Annotated in this window: 15 protein-coding genes and 1 pseudogene; 8 read left to right on the forward strand and 8 right to left on the reverse strand. The window is 66.1% G+C overall.

Translation table 11 applies throughout. The features are described from left to right. Positions 1–3: 3 nt before the first annotated feature. A complete protein-coding gene (gene folC / locus HTY51_RS12045; RefSeq protein ID WP_174252949.1) occupies positions 4–1,305 on the reverse strand; it encodes a bifunctional tetrahydrofolate synthase/dihydrofolate synthase in 1,302 nt (433 codons plus the stop codon). Positions 1,306–1,323: 18 nt separating this feature from the next. Between folC and HTY51_RS12050 the strand changes: the two genes are divergently transcribed. The 4 genes from HTY51_RS12050 (at position 1,324) to HTY51_RS12065 (ending at position 3,622) form a co-directional block, all read left to right on the forward strand. Next, positions 1,324–1,680 (forward strand): ArsC family reductase, encoded by a 357-nt coding sequence (locus HTY51_RS12050; protein ID WP_174252950.1) that lies wholly within the window; start codon positions 1,324–1,326, stop codon positions 1,678–1,680. A 64-nt stretch (positions 1,681–1,744) separates the two neighbouring features. Next, positions 1,745–2,059: a pyrimidine/purine nucleoside phosphorylase gene (locus HTY51_RS12055; RefSeq protein ID WP_174252951.1), complete on the forward strand. Its 315-nt coding sequence runs from the start codon at positions 1,745–1,747 to the stop codon at positions 2,057–2,059. Positions 2,060–2,063: 4 nt separating this feature from the next. Further along, complete coding sequence (gene argG / locus HTY51_RS12060) at positions 2,064–3,404, forward strand: argininosuccinate synthase (protein ID WP_174252952.1); 1,341 nt, start codon at positions 2,064–2,066, stop codon at positions 3,402–3,404. Beyond that, positions 3,401–3,622, forward strand: coding sequence for a hypothetical protein (locus tag HTY51_RS12065; protein ID WP_174252953.1), 222 nt, complete (start codon positions 3,401–3,403; stop codon positions 3,620–3,622). Before argG ends, HTY51_RS12065 begins: the two co-directional genes overlap by 4 nt. Positions 3,623–3,984: 362 nt before the next feature. On the opposite strand, the gene HTY51_RS12070 is transcribed toward HTY51_RS12065, so the two are convergent. Beyond that, a complete protein-coding gene (locus HTY51_RS12070) occupies positions 3,985–5,199 on the reverse strand; it encodes an acyl-CoA desaturase (RefSeq protein WP_174252954.1) in 1,215 nt (404 codons plus the stop codon). Positions 5,200–5,341: 142 nt separating this feature from the next. Continuing rightward, positions 5,342–6,613 (reverse strand): RsmB/NOP family class I SAM-dependent RNA methyltransferase, encoded by a 1,272-nt coding sequence (locus HTY51_RS12075; protein ID WP_174252955.1) that lies wholly within the window; start codon positions 6,611–6,613, stop codon positions 5,342–5,344. 35 nt (positions 6,614–6,648) lie between these two features. Here HTY51_RS12075 and HTY51_RS12080 point away from each other — a divergent pair, with 35 nt between their 5' ends. Further along, on the forward strand, positions 6,649–6,906 hold the full coding sequence (locus HTY51_RS12080) for a DUF1653 domain-containing protein (protein ID WP_174252956.1): 258 nt from the start codon (positions 6,649–6,651) through the stop codon (positions 6,904–6,906). 3 nt (positions 6,907–6,909) lie between these two features. Here HTY51_RS12080 and purN read toward each other — a convergent pair whose 3' ends face one another. After that, positions 6,910–7,491 carry a phosphoribosylglycinamide formyltransferase gene (purN, locus tag HTY51_RS12085; protein WP_174252957.1) on the reverse strand — a complete coding sequence of 194 codons (582 nt, stop codon included), beginning with the start codon at positions 7,489–7,491 and terminating at the stop codon, positions 6,910–6,912. A gap of 13 nt (positions 7,492–7,504) precedes the next feature. Between purN and HTY51_RS12090 the strand changes: the two genes are divergently transcribed. From HTY51_RS12090 to HTY51_RS12100, 3 genes are all read left to right on the forward strand, one after another. Continuing rightward, positions 7,505–8,203, forward strand: coding sequence for a YceH family protein (locus HTY51_RS12090; protein ID WP_254606871.1), 699 nt, complete (start codon positions 7,505–7,507; stop codon positions 8,201–8,203). Between the two features lie 115 nt (positions 8,204–8,318). Then, positions 8,319–9,500: an acyl-CoA dehydrogenase family protein gene (locus HTY51_RS12095; protein WP_174252958.1), complete on the forward strand. Its 1,182-nt coding sequence runs from the start codon at positions 8,319–8,321 to the stop codon at positions 9,498–9,500. Between the two features lie 17 nt (positions 9,501–9,517). Next, the gene (locus HTY51_RS12100) at positions 9,518–10,633 is read left to right on the forward strand and encodes an acyl-CoA dehydrogenase family protein (RefSeq protein ID WP_174252959.1); all 1,116 of its coding nucleotides are present in this window, start codon (positions 9,518–9,520) and stop codon (positions 10,631–10,633) included. A gap of 71 nt (positions 10,634–10,704) precedes the next feature. Here the strand turns inward: HTY51_RS12100 and HTY51_RS12105 are convergent, their stop codons facing one another. From HTY51_RS12105 to HTY51_RS12120, 4 genes and pseudogenes are all read right to left on the reverse strand, one after another. Beyond that, entirely contained in the window at positions 10,705–12,672 is a 1,968-nt protein-coding gene (locus tag HTY51_RS12105) for a methyl-accepting chemotaxis protein (protein ID WP_174252960.1), read from the reverse strand. A 123-nt stretch (positions 12,673–12,795) separates the two neighbouring features. Further along, the gene (locus HTY51_RS12110; RefSeq protein ID WP_174252961.1) at positions 12,796–15,987 is read right to left on the reverse strand and encodes an ATP-binding protein; all 3,192 of its coding nucleotides are present in this window, start codon (positions 15,985–15,987) and stop codon (positions 12,796–12,798) included. A 7-nt stretch (positions 15,988–15,994) separates the two neighbouring features. Beyond that, entirely contained in the window at positions 15,995–16,372 is a 378-nt protein-coding gene (locus HTY51_RS12115; RefSeq protein WP_174252962.1) for a response regulator, read from the reverse strand. A gap of 51 nt (positions 16,373–16,423) precedes the next feature. Beyond that, positions 16,424–16,609: pseudogene (locus HTY51_RS12120) on the reverse strand (HNH endonuclease); the annotation flags it as partial. Positions 16,610–16,693 lie beyond the last annotated feature (84 nt).

Consider the following 16,693-nt stretch of genomic DNA (forward strand, 5'->3'; position numbering starts at 1 on the left):
GGTTCAGGGTTTGAGATGCTGGGCTTGAAGGCGCGGCACGCCTTCCTTCAGAACGCCACCGACCGTGTAGAACGATCCGAAGACCACGATTCTATCAGCGGGGTCCGCTGCGGCGACGGCCGCACGCAGGGCCAACAGGGGGTCGGCGAAGAGCGCGGACGCGCTGGCCACGCCCGGGTTCAGCGCCTGGCAGCGGGCCTGCAGATCGGCCGCGCTGGCGGCCCGCGGCGTGGGCAGATCGGTGAAATACCAGCGGTCCACCAGCGGCATGATGCGCGCCAGCATGGGCGCCAGGTCCTTGTCGGCCATGGCACCGAAAACGGCATGGGTCGTGGGGTAGTAGCCCATGGCGTCCAGATTGGCGGTCAGCGCAGCCACCGAATGCGGGTTGTGCGCCACGTCGAGCACCAGGGTGGGTTGGCCCGGGATGATCTGGAAACGCCCGGGCAATTCCACGAAGGCCAGGCCATTGCGTACGGCCTGCGCCGTTACCGGCAGCTTCTCGCGCAGCGCCGTGAGGGCGGCCAGCACCCCCGAGGCGTTGACCAGCTGGTTGGCACCGCGCAGCGCCGGGTAGGCCAGGCCGCTGTAACGGCGGTCCCGGCCGGCCCAGCTCCACTGCTGCTTGTCCCCCGAGTAGTTGAAGTCGCGGCCGAAACGCCAGAGTTCGGCGTCGATGGCGGCAGCATGGTCGATCACGCTTTGCGGCGGGATGGGATCGCTCACCACCACCGGGCGCCCGGTGCGCATGATGCCGGCCTTCTCGCGGCCGATGCTTTCGCGGTCGGGGCCGAGCAGTTCCATGTGGTCAAGGTCGATGCTGGTGATGATGGCGCAGTCGGCATCGAGGATGTTGACGGCATCGAGCCGCCCGCCCAGGCCCACCTCCAGGATGGCCACGTCCACGCCTGCCTGCGCGATGCAGTCCAGGATGGCCAGGGTGGTGAATTCGAAGTAACTCAGCGAGATCTCGTCGCCGTCCGCGGTGCGGGCCAGCTCGACACGCGCAAAGGACGGCAGCAACTCGTCGGCCTTGACCGCCTCGCCCCGCAGGCGCAGGCGTTCCTCGAAGTGCACGAGATGCGGCGAGGTGTAGACGCCGGTGCGGTAGCCGGCCTGGCCGAGGATGGACTCCAGCATGGCGCAGGTGGAACCCTTGCCATTGGTGCCGGCCACGGTGATGATCGGACATTCGAAGCTGAGGCCCATGCGCTGGGCCACGGCCTTGACGCGGTCCAGCCCCATGTCGATGGTCTTGGGATGCAGGCGCTCGCAGTGGGCCAGCCAGTCAGAAAGCGTGTTCATACGGGAGAATTGTCGCCTATGAAGAATTCCATCACCCTCTACGGCATCTCCAACTGCGACACGGTGAAAAAGGCGCGCGCCTGGCTTGCTGAACATCAGGTGGAGGTGTTGTTCCACGATTTCAAGAAGCAGGGCGTGCCCGAAGCCCGTCTGGACCACTGGCTGGCCACGGCCGGCTGGGAAAAGCTGCTGAACCGCCAGGGCACGACCTGGCGCAAGCTGGAGCCGGCCACCCAGGCCGGCGTCACCGATGCCCGCAGTGCCCGCGCCCTGATGCTGGCCCAGGCCAGCGTGATCAAGCGCCCCGTGGTCGAATGGAATGCGCAGGATGTGAGCGTGGGCTTCGACGCCACGGAGTGGCTCCAGCGCCTCTGAAGCCGGCCGGACAGCCCCCTGCCTTAAAATCGCGGATTCGCCCCTGCAAACAGAGCACCACACCATGACCCAGCAATACACCGGCGTGACCGTCACCACCCAGGCCAATGTCTATTTCGACGGCAAGTGCGTCAGCCACAGCATCACCCTGGCCGACGGCACCAAAAAATCCGTCGGCGTGGTCCTGCCCGCCACCCTGACCTTCAACACCGGTGCGCCCGAGATCATGGAATGCGTGGCCGGCAGCTGCGAGTACAAGCTCAAGGGCTCGGACGCCTGGGTCAAGTCGGCCGCGGGCAGCAAGTTCAGCGTGCCCGGCAACTCGAGCTTCGAGATCCGGGTCACCGAGCCCTACCACTACATCTGCCACTTCGGTTAATCCCATGGCCACCATCCTGCAAAACCTCCCCATCGGCCAGAAGGTCGGCATCGCCTTCTCGGGCGGCCTGGACACCAGCGCCGCCCTGCTGTGGATGAAGCTCAAGGGCGCCGAGCCCTACGCCTACACTGCCAACCTGGGCCAGCCCGACGAACCGGACTACGACGCCATCCCGCGCAAGGCCATGGAATATGGCGCCAAGCTGGCCCGCCTGATCGACTGCCGCCGCCAGCTGGCGCACGAAGGCATTGCCGCGCTGCAGGCCGGCGCCTTCCACATCACCACCGCCGGCGCCACTTACTTCAACACCACGCCGCTGGGCCGTGCCGTCACCGGCACCATGCTGGTGGCAGCGATGAAGGAAGACGACGTCAACATCTGGGGTGACGGCTCGACCTTCAAGGGCAATGACATCGAGCGCTTCTACCGCTACGGCCTGCTGACCAACCCCTCGCTCAAGATCTACAAGCCCTGGCTGGACCAGCTTTTCATCGACGAGCTGGGCGGCCGCGCCGAGATGAGCGCCTTCATGACGCAGCACGGCTTCGGCTACAAGATGAGCGCCGAGAAGGCCTACAGCACCGATTCCAACATGCTGGGCGCCACGCACGAAGCCAAAGACCTGGAGCAGCTGAACTCCGGCATCAAGATCGTGAACCCCATCATGGGCGTGGCCTTCTGGAAAGACGACGTGGTCGTCAAGCGCGAGGAAGTGACCGTACGCTTCGAGGAAGGCCAGCCTGTGGCGCTGAACGGCGTGCGCTTCGATGACCCGGTGGCCCTGATCCTGGAAGCCAACCGCATCGGCGGGCGCCACGGCCTGGGCATGAGCGACCAGATCGAGAACCGCATCATCGAGGCCAAGAGCCGCGGCATCTACGAAGCCCCCGGCCTGGCCCTGCTCTACATCGCCTACGAACGCCTGGTGACCGGCATCCACAACGAGGACACCATCGAGCAATACCGCGACAACGGCCGCAAGCTGGGCCGCCTGCTCTACCAGGGCCGCTGGTTCGACCCGCAGGCCATCATGCTGCGCGAAGCCGCCCAGCGCTGGATTGCCCACGCCGTCACCGGCGAGGTCACGCTGGAGCTGCGCCGCGGCAACGACTACTCCATCCTCAACACCGAGAGCCCCAACCTCACCTACGCGCCCGAGCGCCTGAGCATGGAGAAGGTGGAGGACGCGCCTTTCAGCCCGCTGGACCGCATCGGCCAGCTGACCATGCGCAACCTGGACATCACGGACACGCGCGCCAAGCTGGGCATCTATTCCCAGACCGGCCTGCTGTCGGCTGGCGTCGGTGCCGAACTGCTGTCGTTCGATACCAAGAGCAAGAAGTGAGCACGCGCGCCGAGGTCTACCGCGAAAAAGCCATCGTGGTGACCTCGGTGGCGCGCAAGGACGGAACCTTCGGCTGGGAATACACCATCGATGGCGCGGACCCGCACACCTCGGACCGGCGCGGCCTGCGATCAGAGGCTGTTGCATTGGCCGAAGGCCTGAACGCCGCGCTGGCGCAGATCGACGACGACGCCTTCCGCGAGTTCCGCACCTCCTGAACTAGGGCCTGTTCACACTCATTTCTCAAGTGCGAACGAGGTGAAAACCGCGCCAATCTAGGCGCGCGACGACGCCCAGGCTCGCCGCCTGGGCTAGGAGTGCAACAACGAGTGGCGCGGTTTTCACCTCGTTCCCTCTGGGTTGCGGCCAAAAAAGCCATGCGGGGTGTTACGCAGCCTTGCCGGAAATTACTCCGGCGGCATCTCCGCGCCTACCGCATGACTTTTTTGATCCGCAACGCATCTTGAGAAATGAGTGTGAACAGGCCCGAACCACCTGTGGGTGGCTTTTTTGATGCTCAGCCCACCCCAAAGAAAAAGCCCGCACGCGGCGGGCTTGATCATGGAGTAGGCGAAGCGTCTCAGGCGCGAGCCATCCGCAACTTCATCGAGAACTCCTGCAGCGCAGCGATGCCGCTCTCTTCGGCACGGTGGCACCAGGCCTGCAGATTGGCCAGCAGCTGCTCGCGCGAGAGCGAGGTGTTCAGCCAGAGCTGGCGCAGTTCTTCGCGCATGGTGACCATCTTGTCCAGCACCGGGGAAGCGGCGCGGGCCTGGGCCAGCACGGGAGCCACGGTGGCGGGAACCTTGTCTTCGTCACGATGCAGCCAGCGGCTGGCGGCCTTGATGACGGCGGTGTCGGCGCTGCGGGCCTTGAGGGAGGCGACTTCCTGCTGGAAGGCGCGCTGCATGCCGGCGGCGTAGCCGGCCATGATCTCGTAGCGGTTGGCGATCAAGGCCTCGAGGGTCTTGTCGTCGGCCACGGGCTTGATGTCACCCAGGGCCAGCTTGGGTGCGGTCTTCTTGACCTTGGCCAGGCCCATGGCGCTCAGGATGCTGATGTACATCCAGCCGATGTCGAACTCGTAGGGCTTCACGGACAGCTTGGCCGAGGTCGGATAGGTGTGGTGGTTGTTGTGCAACTCCTCACCGCCGATGATGATGCCCCAGGGGGAGATGTTGGTGCTGGCGTCGGGTGCCTCGAAGTTGCGGTAACCCCAGTAGTGACCGATGCCGTTGATGATGCCGGCGGCGGTGATCGGGATCCAGGCCATCTGCAGGGCCCAGACGGCCGCACCGGCGGCACCGAACAGGGCCAGGTCGATGATCATCATCAGACCCACGCCCTGCCAGGAATAACGGGTGTAGAGGTTGCGCTCGATCCAGTCGTCCGGGGTGCCGTGGCCATAACGGGCCATGGTCTCCTGGTTCTTGGCTTCGGCACGATAGAGCTCGGAGCCTTCGAAGAAGACTTTCTTGATGCCGTAGACCTGCGGGCTGTGCGGGTCTTCGGCCTGCTCGCACTTGGCGTGGTGCTTGCGGTGGATGGCGGCCCACTCCTTGGTCACCATGCCCGTGGTCAGCCACAGCCAGAAACGGAAGAAGTGCGAGGGGATGGCGTGCAGATCCAGCGCGCGGTGCGCCTGGTGGCGGTGCAGGAAGATGGTGACGCTGGCAATCGTGACGTGGGTCAAGGCCAGGGCGACCAGGGCAATCTGCCACCAGCTCAGGTCCAACAGGCCGTGCGCCAGCCAGTCAATGGCCGCGTTCAGCACAGCCCAGTCAGGTAAGAACATAGAAGTCTCTCAACGTAGTGAATAGGAATAAGCCCAGCCTTAAATAAGCGGCCGGGCCTGTGGCATGGATTCTAAGGGTTCCACCCTGTTTTGGCCATAGTGGGCCAGTTTTAGGCGGGAAACCTTAATTCAAGTCAAATGCCTACTTTTTTTGCCAAATTGCAGCGAAGAAGCCGTCCGTTTGATGCAGATGGGGCCAAAGCCGCAGGTATTTCTGGCCATTGTCGCCCCCATGGCACAGGCGGTCGGCGCCCGGGACCTTGAGCTGGGTCAGGAGTTCGCCGGCGTCCAGGGGCTGAAAGTCGGGGTGGTCGGCGCAAAAGGCCTCGGCGATGGCCTCGTTTTCCTGCGGCAGCACACTGCAGGTGGCGTAGACCAGCCGGCCGCCGGACTTGAGCAGGCGGGCGGCGCTGGCCAGGATGGCGGCCTGCTTGACCGTCATCTCTTCCACGGCCTGCAGGCTCTGGCGCCATTTCAGGTCGGGGTTGCGGCGCAGGGTGCCCAGGCCCGAGCAGGGCGCGTCGACCAGCACGCGGTCGATCTTGCCAGCCAGGCGCTTGATGCGCTCATCCCGCTCATGGGCGATGGCCGCCGGGTGCACATTGGACAGGCCGCTGCGCGCCAGCCGGGGTTTGAGGGCTTCGAGCCGGTGACCCGAGGTGTCGAAGGCATACAGCCGGCCCGTGCTGCGCATGGCCGCACCGATGGCGAGGGTCTTGCCGCCAGCGCCGGCACAGAAATCCACCACCATCTCGCCGCGATGGGCATCCAGCAGCAGCGCCAGCAGTTGCGAACCCTCGTCCTGCACTTCGATGGCCCCGCGCGTGAAGGCGTCCAGCTTGTTCAGCGCCGGCTTGCCGTCGATGCGCAGCCCCCAGGGTGAATACGGTGTGGGCACCGCCTTGATGCCAGCCTCCTTCAATTCCTTCTGGATGGCCTCGCGCTTCGCGAGCTGGGTGTTGACGCGCAGGTCCAGGCCCGCGCCTAGGTTGAGGCTCTCGACCAGGGGCCAGAAACCTGCGCCCAGCTGGTCTTTCAGCGGTTGCACCAGCCATTCAGGCAGGTTGTGGCGGTGCAGGTCCATCAATTCAGTCGGCTTGACCTGGTCGCACTGGTCCAGCCACTGCTTTTCCTGCTCGATCAGAACGCTCTTGATGAAGTCACGCGGGCCGTGGAAGCCGAGGATGGCCAGGCGCCGCTCCCTGGGCCCGCTGCCCGAGAGCGCCAGCTTCTCGAACAGCAGCTTCTTGCGCAGCACGGTGTAGACCGTCTCGGCCAGGGTGGCGCGCTCGCGCGGGCCCAGGCCACGGTGCTCGCGGAAAAAGCGCGACACGATGGCGTCGGCCGGGTGGTCGAACTTGAGGGTGAGCCGGACGAGCTCGGTGCAGACGTCCAGCAGGGTTTGGGGATGCATATCTTGTTGTTTGGAACTTGGCCTAGGATTGTCCCATGAGCGATGAAAACCTCCCCCCGCTGATCGAAACCCGCCCCGGCCTCTACCGGCACTACAAGAATCTGATGTACGAGGTGCTGGGCACCGTGCGTCACAGCGAGACGCTGGAGCCCATGACCCTGTACCGCGCGCTTTACGGTGAGCGCGGCCTGTGGGTGCGGCCGGCGGCGATGTTCAACGAAGAAGTCGTGATCGCCGGCGTACGCCAGCCGCGTTTCACCTGGGTGGGCGAAGCCGGTTCGTCTGCGCCCTGATTGCTACAACTTCTGTAGCAAATCGACGATCGCCCGCGGGTAGATCTGGTGCTCCTGCGTCAGTACGCGGGCGGCGAGGGTGTGTTCGTCGTCCTGCGGCAGCACCGGCACCACGGCCTGGGCCAGGATGGGCCCATGGTCCAGTTCGGCCGTGACCTGGTGCACGGTGGCGCCGGCAAACTTGCAACCGGCCTCGATGGCACGGCGGTGCGTATGCAGGCCCGTGAAAGCCGGCAGCAATGAAGGATGGATGTTGAGCAGGCGCCCGGCGTAGTGCTGGACAAAACCCGGCGTCAGGATGCGCATGAAACCGGCCAGCACCACCAGGGCGGGCTGGTGCGCGTCGATGGCGGCCATCAGGGCGGCGTCGAAGGCCTCGCGGCTGTCGTAGGCCTTGTGGTCGAGCACGGCGGTGGCGATGCCGCGTTCGCGGGCCAGGACCAGGCCCTTGGCATCGGCCTTGTTGCTCAGCACGGCGGCCACACGGGCGCCGTATCTGTCTCGCCAATCCTCACGTTCGGCCGTCTGGACGATGGCCGCCATATTCGAGCCGCCGCCTGAGATCAAAATGACGATGTTTTTCATACCGGCACGAATTATGACCCTGAGCACACACGCCCTGCCCCAGCCATCGACTCTGAGCGCCGTGGAGGCGCGTGTGCTGGGCACCCTGATGGAGAAGGCCCGCACCGTGCCGGACAGCTATCCGCTCACGCTCAACTCGCTGCTGCTGGGCTGCAACCAGAAGACCAGCCGCGAGCCGCTGATGGAACTGGATGAGGCGCAGGTCGCCACCGCGCTGGACACATTGAAGCCGCTCGGGCTGGTGCGCGAAGTCAGCGGCGGGCGCACGGCGCGTTATGAGCACAACGCCCAGCGCGCCATCGGCGTGCCGGAGCAATCGGCCGTGCTGCTGGGCTTGCTGATGCTGCGCGGCCCGCAAACTGCGGGCGAGTTGCGGCTCAACACCGAGCGCTGGTACAAGTTCGCCGACATCTCCTCCGTAGAGGGTTTCCTGGAGGAACTGCAAGAGCGCCCGGCCGAAAAAGGCGGCCCCCTGGTCATCAAGCTGGCCAGGACACCCGGCACGCGCGAGCAACGCTGGGCGCACCTGCTGTGCGGCCCGGTCGACGAGACGCAGGCCGGGCCCATAACGGCAGCCCGCACCCCAGGCGGCGAAGTCACCGGCAACACCGTGGAGCGGCTGGCGCAGCTCGAAGCAGAGGTCGCGCAGCTGCGTGTCACCGTGCAGCGACTGTGCGCGGAACTCGGCATGTCGCCACCTGGACAGCCGTAAGCGAACGACCGTGCTAAAACCGGGGTACGCGTAGCGCCCCGGTTTCAGTGCAGGCTGACAAAGTCCGCAGGACTTGTCATGCCGGAGCTAAAACCGCTTTTTATCGGAGATCCCCATGGATTTGGCATTCACCCCTGAAGAACAAGCATTCCGCGAGGAGATCCGCGCCTGGGTGCGCGCGAACCTCCCGGCCGACATCTCGCACAAGGTGCACAACGCCCTGCAGCTGACCCGCGACGACCACCAGCGCTGGGCCAAGATCCTGGGCAAGAAAGGCTGGCTGGGCTGGGGCTGGCCCAAGCAGTTCGGTGGTCCGGGCTGGAACGCCATCCAGAAGCACCTGTTCGAGGAAGAAAACGCGCTGGCCGGTGCGCCGCGTGTCATCCCCTTCGGCCCGGTGATGGTGGCTCCGGTCATCATGGCCTTCGGCAGCCCCGAGCAGCAGCAGCGTTTCCTGCCCGGCATTGCCAGCGGCGAAGTCTGGTGGAGCCAGGGCTACAGCGAACCGGGCTCCGGTTCGGACCTAGCCTCGGTGAAGACTCGCGCCGAGCGCCAGGGTGACAAGTACATCGTCAACGGCCAGAAGACCTGGACCACGCTAGGCCAGTACGGCGAATGGATCTTCTGTCTGGTGCGCACCAGCAACGAAGGCAAGCCGCAGACCGGCATCTCCTTCCTGCTGATCGACATGAAGTCCAAGGGCGTGACCGTGCGCCCCATCAAGCTGCTGGACGGCGAGTGCGAAGTCAACGAGGTCTTCTTCGACAACGTCGAGGTGCCGGCCGAGAACCTGATCGGTGAAGAGAACAAGGGCTGGACCTACGCCAAGCACCTGCTGAGCCACGAGCGCACCAACATCGCCGACGTGAACCGCGCCAAGCGCGAACTGGAGCGCTTGAAGCGCATTGCCAAGGCCGAGGGCGTCTACGAGGACGTGCGATTCCGCGACGAGATCGCCAAGCTGGAAGTGGACGTGGTGGCGCTGGAGATGCTGGTGCTGCGGGTGCTGAGCGCCGAGAAATCTGGCAAGAACTCGCTGGACATCGCCGGCCTGCTCAAGATCCGCGGCAGCGAGATCCAGCAGCGCTACGCCGAACTGATGATGCTGGCCGCCGGCCCCTACGCCCTGCCCCTGATTCGCGAAGCCATGGAAGCCGGCTGGCAAGGGGACTACCCCGGCGGCTTGCTGGCCAACGCCCCGCTGGCCTCGACCTACTTCAATATGCGCAAGACCACCATCTACGGTGGTTCCAACGAAGTACAACGCAACATCGTGGCTCAAACCATCCTCGGCTGAGCACAAGGAGACAGAACATGGATTTCGATTTCACCGACGACCAGCAGCAACTGCGCGACGCCGTGCACAAATGGGTGGAGAAGGGCTACGGCTTCGAGCGCCGCCGCAGCATTGAGGCCGCGGGCGGTTTCTCGCGTGAGGCTTTTACTGAACTGGCGGAACTGGGCCTCTGTGGTCTCTACATCCCCGAAGACGACGGTGGCCTGGGCATGGGCCCGATCGAGGGCATGGTGGTGATGGAGGAGCTGGGGCGCGGCATCGTGCTGGAGCCGCTGGCGCAAAGCCTGATCGCGGGCGCCGTGCTGGCCGGCTACGCTGGCGCTGAACTCAAGAGCGGCTGGCTGCCGCGTATCTCTGCGGGCGAAGTACTCGTGGTGCTGGCCCAGCAGGAGCGCAAGGCGCGTTATCGCCTCGATGTGTGCACCGCCACGGCGGCACAGGCCGGTAGCGGCTGGGCCGTGTCGGGTACCAAGAACATGGTGCCGGCCGGTGACCAGGCCGATGCCTTCCTGGTGCCGGCCATGACCGGTGGCAAGCTGGCCCTGTTCCTGGTGGAACGCACGACCCAGGGCGTGAGCACACGCGGCTACGGCACGCAGGATGGCGGCCGCGCCGCCGACGTGGTGCTGGACAAGGCCGCGGCGCAGCTCGTCACGGCCGACGGCCTGACGGCCCTGGAACACGCCGTGGACATCGGCATCGCGTCGCTGTGCGCCGAAGCCGTGGGCGTGATGGACCAGACCCTGGCCGTGACCCTGGACTACATGAACACGCGCAAGCAGTTCGGCGTGGCCATCGCCAGCTTCCAGGCCCTGCGCCACCGCGCGGCCGACATGAAGATGCAGCTGGAGCTGGCCCGTTCCATGAGCTACTACGCCAGCCTCAAGCTCAACGCCCCGGCCGACGAGCGCCGCCGAGCCATGGCACGCGCCAAGGTGCAGTTGGGACTGTCCATGCGTTTCGTGGGCCAGCAGGCCGTGCAATTGCATGGCGGCATCGGCGTGACCGACGAGTACATCGTCAGCCACTACTTCAGGAAGCTGACCCAGCTGGAAATGACTTACGGCGACAGCCTGCACCAGGTGGGCGAGGTGTCGGCCCGCATGCAGGAAACGGCCGGCGTCTTCGCCTGATCAGGCCCAGGTTCGCCCCCAAGCAGAAGGCCCGCTTTGCGGGCCTTCTGCTTTTTGAGCGGGGCGTGAACTCAGGCGTTCCTGTGCAAGGCCTGCAATGAGGACATGAAACCGCGGGCGGCATGGTGAAAGCCCTGGCCGGACTCCAGCATGGCCTGCGCCTCGCTCATGCGCTTGCTGTTGATGGCGTCGGCCACCTTTCCCGCTTCCAGGTGAAACTCACGGTGGTTGCGTAGCAACTCGGTGAAACCCGGCTTGTTTGCAGCGTGCTGTCCGCCGGGGCCACGCAGCCACTCCCCCAGCTGGCAGCAGTCGTCCCGGCGCAGGTTGTCGGCGTCCAGGGTGAGCTTGCGCATGATGGCGTTGCGCAGCGTGATGCTGTATTGCTGGTGCGTCCTGAGGGCCTCGTCGTGGTCAAACTCTCCCGTGCCCCCGGCCCGGTTGTCCTTGCGCAGGCTGACGGCATCGACCTCGGCCAGGGTGACATCGGCATCGGTCAGGCGGAACACCCGGATGGAGTCGTGCACCTGCTGCACCTGCCCGTTGAGCGACTGGGCGGCGGCGGCCAGTTCCTCCACCATGGCGGCGTTCTGCTGCGTGATGCCATCCATCTCGACCACCGCGGTGCTGACCTTGGCAACACCCACGGACTGCTCGGTGGTGGCATGGCTGATGTTCTCCAGCACACTGGCCACCTTCTCGACCGAGGCCATGGCCTCGTCCATGCGGGCGCGGGCATCCGCGGTACGCGTCGTCCCTGCATCCACGCGCTCGCGGGATTCCTCGATCAGGGTGCGGATTTCCTTGGCCGCCGAAGTGGTGCGCTGCGCCAGGGCGCGCACCTCGGCCGCCACCACGGCAAAACCGCGCCCCTGTTCGCCGGCGCGCGCGGCTTCCACGGCGGCATTGAGCGCGAGGATGTTGGTCTGGAAGGCCACGCCCTCGATGACCTGGATGATGTCCCCGATGCGGCGCGAGGAGTCCGAAATCTCCTGCATGGTCTGGGCCACGGCCAGCACCGCCTCGTGGCTGCGATGCGCCACGGTCGAGGTTTCGCGCGCCACGAGAGCCCCGTCGCGCGCCAGCTGCGTGGTCTGCTGCGTCGTCCCGTTGATTTCCTCCATGGACGAGGCCGTCTGCTCCAGGTTGGTGGCCTGCGCCTCGGTGCGGGTCGACATGTCCTGGTTGCCCGCCGCGATCTCCTGGCTGGCGCCACGCAGGTTGGCCACCTCGTGCCGCACGTCGCGCACCACGGTGCGCACCGACACCACCAGCTGGGCCAGGGCCAGCTGCAGCTGGCCGATCTCGTCCTTGCCGTTCACCGTGATGAAGCTGGTCAGGTCACCGCTGGCCACCAGGTTGGCCAGGTCCACCACTTCCTTGAGCGGTCTGAGGGTCAGACGCATGGCCATCCAGGAGCCGGAGATCACGGTGAACGCCGCCACCACGGCAGTGACCCAGTGCGGCGCATCGAGCTGGGCGCAGACGAAGGGACCCAGGGCAGCCCACAGGCTGAGCAGCACCAGCTGGCTGCGCAGGCCGGGCCGGAGCCAGCGACCGACGCGCCCGAACAGGTCGTCGCGGATCAAGACCCCGCGCTGCAGCCGATGCACCAGGCGCCCGGCTTCGGCCTCGGCGCGCATGGTGGCGTAGAGCGCTTCGCAGGCCTGGATCTCCTGCGCACCCGGCTTGGTGCGCACCGACAGGAACCCCACGATCTGCGAGCCCTTGCGCATGGGCGTGGCATTGGCGCGCACCCAGTAGTAGTCGCCGTTCTTGCGCCGGTTCTTGACCAGGGCCGACCAGGGCAGGCCGCCCTGGATGGTGGCCCACAGGTCGCGGAAGGCTTCTTCCGGCATGTCCGGGTGGCGCACCATGTTGTGCGGCTGGCCCATCAGCTCCTCGCGCGTGTAACCACTGACGGCGATGAAGTTGGTGTTGCAGTAGGTCATGCGCCCCTTGAGGTCCGTGACCGAAATCAGGGTCTGGTCGGAGGGGAAGTCGTATCCATTCTGGCTGACCGGAAGGTTCTTGCGCATGACGTGACTTTCTGTTGAGTCTGGCGGTACACAACTGACAGGCACCCGTGCATGGCCAGGGTGTCTTCATGGAAATCATCTTTGAGCGCCGACCTGCTTTTGTCAAGCCGGCGGCATCCGGCATCACGGCCCGGTCCGGCGGATCACCTCCAGCAGCCGCGCCACCTCCGTGGCCGCAGCAAGCAGATCCATCTGCTCCATCAATGCATGGAGCCCGGCGAACTGCGGACCGCTTACCCGGGCATGCTGCGCCAGCAGATGCTCATGCACCTCCACGGCTTCCATATCGGCCTGTTCCAGCAGATTCTTGAGCCGGTGCAGCTCGGACAGCAGGTCGGTCTGCACCGGCCGGTCTGCATCCATCACACCGCTCGCTGCGCTCGACGGGGTCAGCAGTGGCAGGACCTGGGCCACCGCCGCCTCCAGCCCTGCCAGCAGGCAGGCAGGGTCGTCCGGCGGCCCTGCCTCTGCTGCAGCGCAGCGCTTCCAGTCCTGCTCGGCGCGGGCACAGTCCAGCGCCAGCCGCTGGGCACCGACGGCGGCCGCGCTGCTCTTGATCTGGTGCATCAGGCCGGCAGCGCCGGCCCAGTCGCCCTGCGCCACGGCCAGGCGGGTCTGTGCCAGCTGGGCCGGCAGGATGGTCCCCAGACGGGTGCGCAGGCGTTGCAGCAGGGCTGCATCACCTCCCAGGCGCCGCAAGGTCCCGGTCTCCTCCAGCACCTGCGGCGGCGCCAGTGGCGTCACCGCAGCGGCGGCCGGCATCTGATCGCGGGGGCTGAGGCGCCCGGTCCAGCGCAGGATCAGGGCCACCAGTTCATCCATGTCGAAAGGCTTGCCGATGTGGGCATCCATGCCGGCTGCCAGGCACAAGTCGCGGTCCGCCGGCATGGCATTGGCCGTCATGGCCGCGATGGGCAGGGCGCGCAACTGCAGGCGCTGGCGGATCTGCTGCGTGGCCTGCAGGCCGTCGAGCACCGGCATCTGCATGTCCATCAGCACCAGATCGAATCCCTGCGGCTGTGCTGCCAGCAGATCAAGGGCTTGCTGCCCGTTCCCGGCCAGTGCCACCTGGGCGCCTTCGCGCGCCAGCATGGCCAGCGCCACCTCCTGGTTGAGCACATTGTCTTCGGCCAGCAGCAGGCGCAGGCCGGACAGCCGTGGGCCGGACGCTGCATGCGCACCCTCACCCGGCGCCGGAGGCGGCGGCAGGGCCGTCGTCGCCACCGGGAAGTCGACGTCGAAGGCAAACACGCTGCCTGCGCCCGGCGCGCTGTCCAGCGTGATCTCGCCCTGCATCAGCGCCACGAGCCGCTGGCTGATGGCCAGGCCCAGGCCGGTACCGCCGTAACGACGCGCGGTCGAGGCTTCGGCCTGCGAGAAGCCGCTGAAGATGTGCAAGCGCTGCTCCGGACTGATGCCGATGCCGGTGTCCTGAACCGAGAACCGGATCCGCACCCGCCCGTTTTCCCGGTGCACCAGGGACAAGACCACCCGCACCTGGCCGCGTTCCGTGAACTTGATGGCATTGCCGCCCAGGTTGATCAGCACCTGTTTGAGGCGCAGCGCGTCGCCCAGCAGCACGGGCGGAATGCGCGGATCGATGTCGCCCACCAGTTCCAGTTGTTTCTCGCCCAGGGCGCCCGACAGAATGACCAGGAGTTCCTGCATCAGTTGCGCGACCGCGAAGGGCTCGGGGTGAAGCGCCATCTTGCCGGCCTCGACCTTGGAGAAATCGAGGATGTCGTTGAGGATGGCCAGCAAGGAGCGCGCCGCGGTATGCGTCTTGTGCACCAGTTCACCCTGCTCCGGCGTCAGCGAGGTGTAGCGCAGGAGCTGCAGCAGGCCCAGCACGGCATTGAGGGGCGTACGGATCTCATGGCTCATGTTGGCCAGGAACTGGCCCTTGCTGTGCGATGCGGCATCGGCCGCCTGCAGGGCGTGCTGCAGCTTGGTGATGTCAATGCGAAAGCCAACATGGAAACCGTCGCTGGTGGTGCGCTCGACCACGCGCAGCCAGCGGCCATCACTGAGTTCGATCACCGAGTCGGAACGAGGCTGCCGGAATTTTTTCAGGCGCTCGGCCAGCCACTCCTCGAGGCTGTCCACCACGACATTGCCAATCCGGGCCTCCTTGAAGACGGCGTTCCCCGCGGCTGAGCGGATGATGTCCTCGTAGCGGGCCCCCTCCACCACCAAAGCCTGGTGCGGGGCGTAGAGGTCCTTGTACTTGTCGTTGGCGAAGACCAGACGGTCTTGCGAGTCGTAGATGGCAAAGGCCTCGTCCACCGCCTCGATGGCGCCGCGCAGGATGCGCTGCTCCTCCTCGATGCGCTGCTGGGCGCGGACCTGCGCGCTCACGTCCTGCACCGAGCCGATGATGCGTTCGGTCCGCGCGCCATGCCAGTCGAGCTCGGCGACCAGGCGCACCCACTGGGGCCGGTCTGGCTCCACACCCTTCATGCGCACCACCAGGTCCACCGAATACCGCTCCAGCCGCTCCATGGCCTGCAGCTGCTCGCGCACCTGCTCGCGCAGCGTCTCGTCGAAATGGCACCAGATGTCCTCGATGCGGCTCGCCTCGTCCTCCCTGAGCCCCAGCATCGAGCGGCATTCATCCGACAGGTAGAGCCGGCGGCTGCGCAGGTCGGCATACCAGCTCCCGATGCCGGCAATGCGGCTGGTGCGCGCCAGCATGTCCTGGCTGGTGCGCAGGGCTTCGCGGGTCAGGACCTGCTCGTCGATATCCACCAGCACGGTCACGAAGCCGGTGAAACCGCCCGCGGCATCCTGCTGCGGCGACAGCAGCATGCGCACCCAGCGGTCACGGCCGTCGCGGTAACGGTGCAGCACCTCCAGGTCGATGCCGGCGTGCTTCTGGATCGCCTCGTCCAGTCTGGCCAGTGTCGCCGGATCCGCCAGTGGCGAACGCAGCAGGCCCCCGGGCCGTTGTCCCATCACCTCGGCAGGCGAAAAACCCGTCACACGGCAGAAGGATTCGTTGACCCAGACGGCGGCGTGCTGCGCATCGGTCACGATCACGGGGCTGCCCGTGTGCTGGGCCACGCTGGCCATCATCTCCAGTTCGTCGGCCAGCGCGCTGGATCGCTGGTCGGCCCGGTAGTGCGTGATGGCCAGTGCCCAGAACTGCCAGCCGCCGGCCAGCGCCAGGCTGAAGCCCGCCGCCAGCAGGACTTCACGGGTCAGCAGATGGCCAAACCGCTGCCCCACCAGGGCGTAGCCCAGTCCCATCAGCCCCAGGACGAACAGCGCCGAGGAAATCAGCAGGTAACGACGGACGACCAGCTGCTGATCCATGGGCCGTTCACAGCCGCTGCAGTGCGGCTGCCAGGTCCTTGATGTCCAGCGGCTTGACCAGGTAGGCGCTGGCTCCGGCATCCCGGTAGTAGGCCCAGTTGTCCGCCAGGTCGTTGCCGCTGACCAGGATGACGGGGAGGGTGGCCTGCCCGCGCTCGCGCCGCTGGCGCAGACCGGCCAGGGTCGCCAGGCCATCGTGCACCGGCATGTTCAGGTCCAGCAGCATGAGGTCGAAGGGCAATCGCTCCAGCATGTCCAGGGCGATCTGGCCGTTGTTGGCCAGGGCCCCGGAATGGCCCAGCTCGCGCAGCAGGCGCGCGGCAATGCGCAGCTGGATCGGGTCGTCATCGGTCACCAGGACCCGCAATGGACGCTCAGGCTGCATGGTGGCTGAAGGTAGCGGAGCTTGCCTGCGACCTGCCCGATGGACGCCGTGTCAGTTGACCAGCAGGCGCGAGGAGCGCGGCACGTGGGCCATGAGGAACTCCATCTGGTCGGCCAGGATGCGCCGGTTGCGCAGGATGAAGTCTTCCCAGAGGCTGGGCACGTAGGGCGCATACAGCAGCGGCATGCCGGCCTGCTCGGGCGTGCGGCTGCTCTTGCGGTGGTTGCAGGCGCGGCATTCCAACCCCCAAAGCTGAGTCACCAGTTCTGAAGGATTTTAGAGGGAGGCCGAAAACACTGTGACTGCACTTGATAGCTCCAA

The organism is Rhodoferax sp. BAB1, assembly GCF_013334205.1.
Taxonomy (GTDB): Bacteria; Pseudomonadota; Gammaproteobacteria; order Burkholderiales; family Burkholderiaceae_C; genus Hylemonella.

What these genes read in the sequence shown, in the direction of transcription:
- folC (WP_174252949.1), bottom strand. Translation starts at nt 1,305, where the DNA reads ATGAACACGCTTTCTGACTGGCTGGCCCACTGCGAGCGCCTGCATCCC.
- HTY51_RS12050 (WP_174252950.1), top strand. Translation starts at nt 1,324, where the DNA reads ATGAAGAATTCCATCACCCTCTACGGCATCTCCAACTGCGACACGGTG.
- HTY51_RS12055 (WP_174252951.1), top strand. Translation starts at nt 1,745, where the DNA reads ATGACCCAGCAATACACCGGCGTGACCGTCACCACCCAGGCCAATGTC.
- argG (WP_174252952.1), top strand. Translation starts at nt 2,064, where the DNA reads ATGGCCACCATCCTGCAAAACCTCCCCATCGGCCAGAAGGTCGGCATC.
- HTY51_RS12070 (WP_174252954.1), bottom strand. Translation starts at nt 5,199, where the DNA reads ATGTTCTTACCTGACTGGGCTGTGCTGAACGCGGCCATTGACTGGCTG.
- HTY51_RS12075 (WP_174252955.1), bottom strand. Translation starts at nt 6,613, where the DNA reads ATGCATCCCCAAACCCTGCTGGACGTCTGCACCGAGCTCGTCCGGCTC.
- HTY51_RS12080 (WP_174252956.1), top strand. Translation starts at nt 6,649, where the DNA reads ATGAGCGATGAAAACCTCCCCCCGCTGATCGAAACCCGCCCCGGCCTC.
- purN (WP_174252957.1), bottom strand. Translation starts at nt 7,491, where the DNA reads ATGAAAAACATCGTCATTTTGATCTCAGGCGGCGGCTCGAATATGGCG.
- HTY51_RS12090 (WP_254606871.1), top strand. Translation starts at nt 7,505, where the DNA reads ATGACCCTGAGCACACACGCCCTGCCCCAGCCATCGACTCTGAGCGCC.
- HTY51_RS12095 (WP_174252958.1), top strand. Translation starts at nt 8,319, where the DNA reads ATGGATTTGGCATTCACCCCTGAAGAACAAGCATTCCGCGAGGAGATC.
- HTY51_RS12100 (WP_174252959.1), top strand. Translation starts at nt 9,518, where the DNA reads ATGGATTTCGATTTCACCGACGACCAGCAGCAACTGCGCGACGCCGTG.
- HTY51_RS12105 (WP_174252960.1), bottom strand. Translation starts at nt 12,672, where the DNA reads ATGCGCAAGAACCTTCCGGTCAGCCAGAATGGATACGACTTCCCCTCC.
- HTY51_RS12110 (WP_174252961.1), bottom strand. Translation starts at nt 15,987, where the DNA reads ATGGATCAGCAGCTGGTCGTCCGTCGTTACCTGCTGATTTCCTCGGCG.
- HTY51_RS12115 (WP_174252962.1), bottom strand. Translation starts at nt 16,372, where the DNA reads ATGCAGCCTGAGCGTCCATTGCGGGTCCTGGTGACCGATGACGACCCG.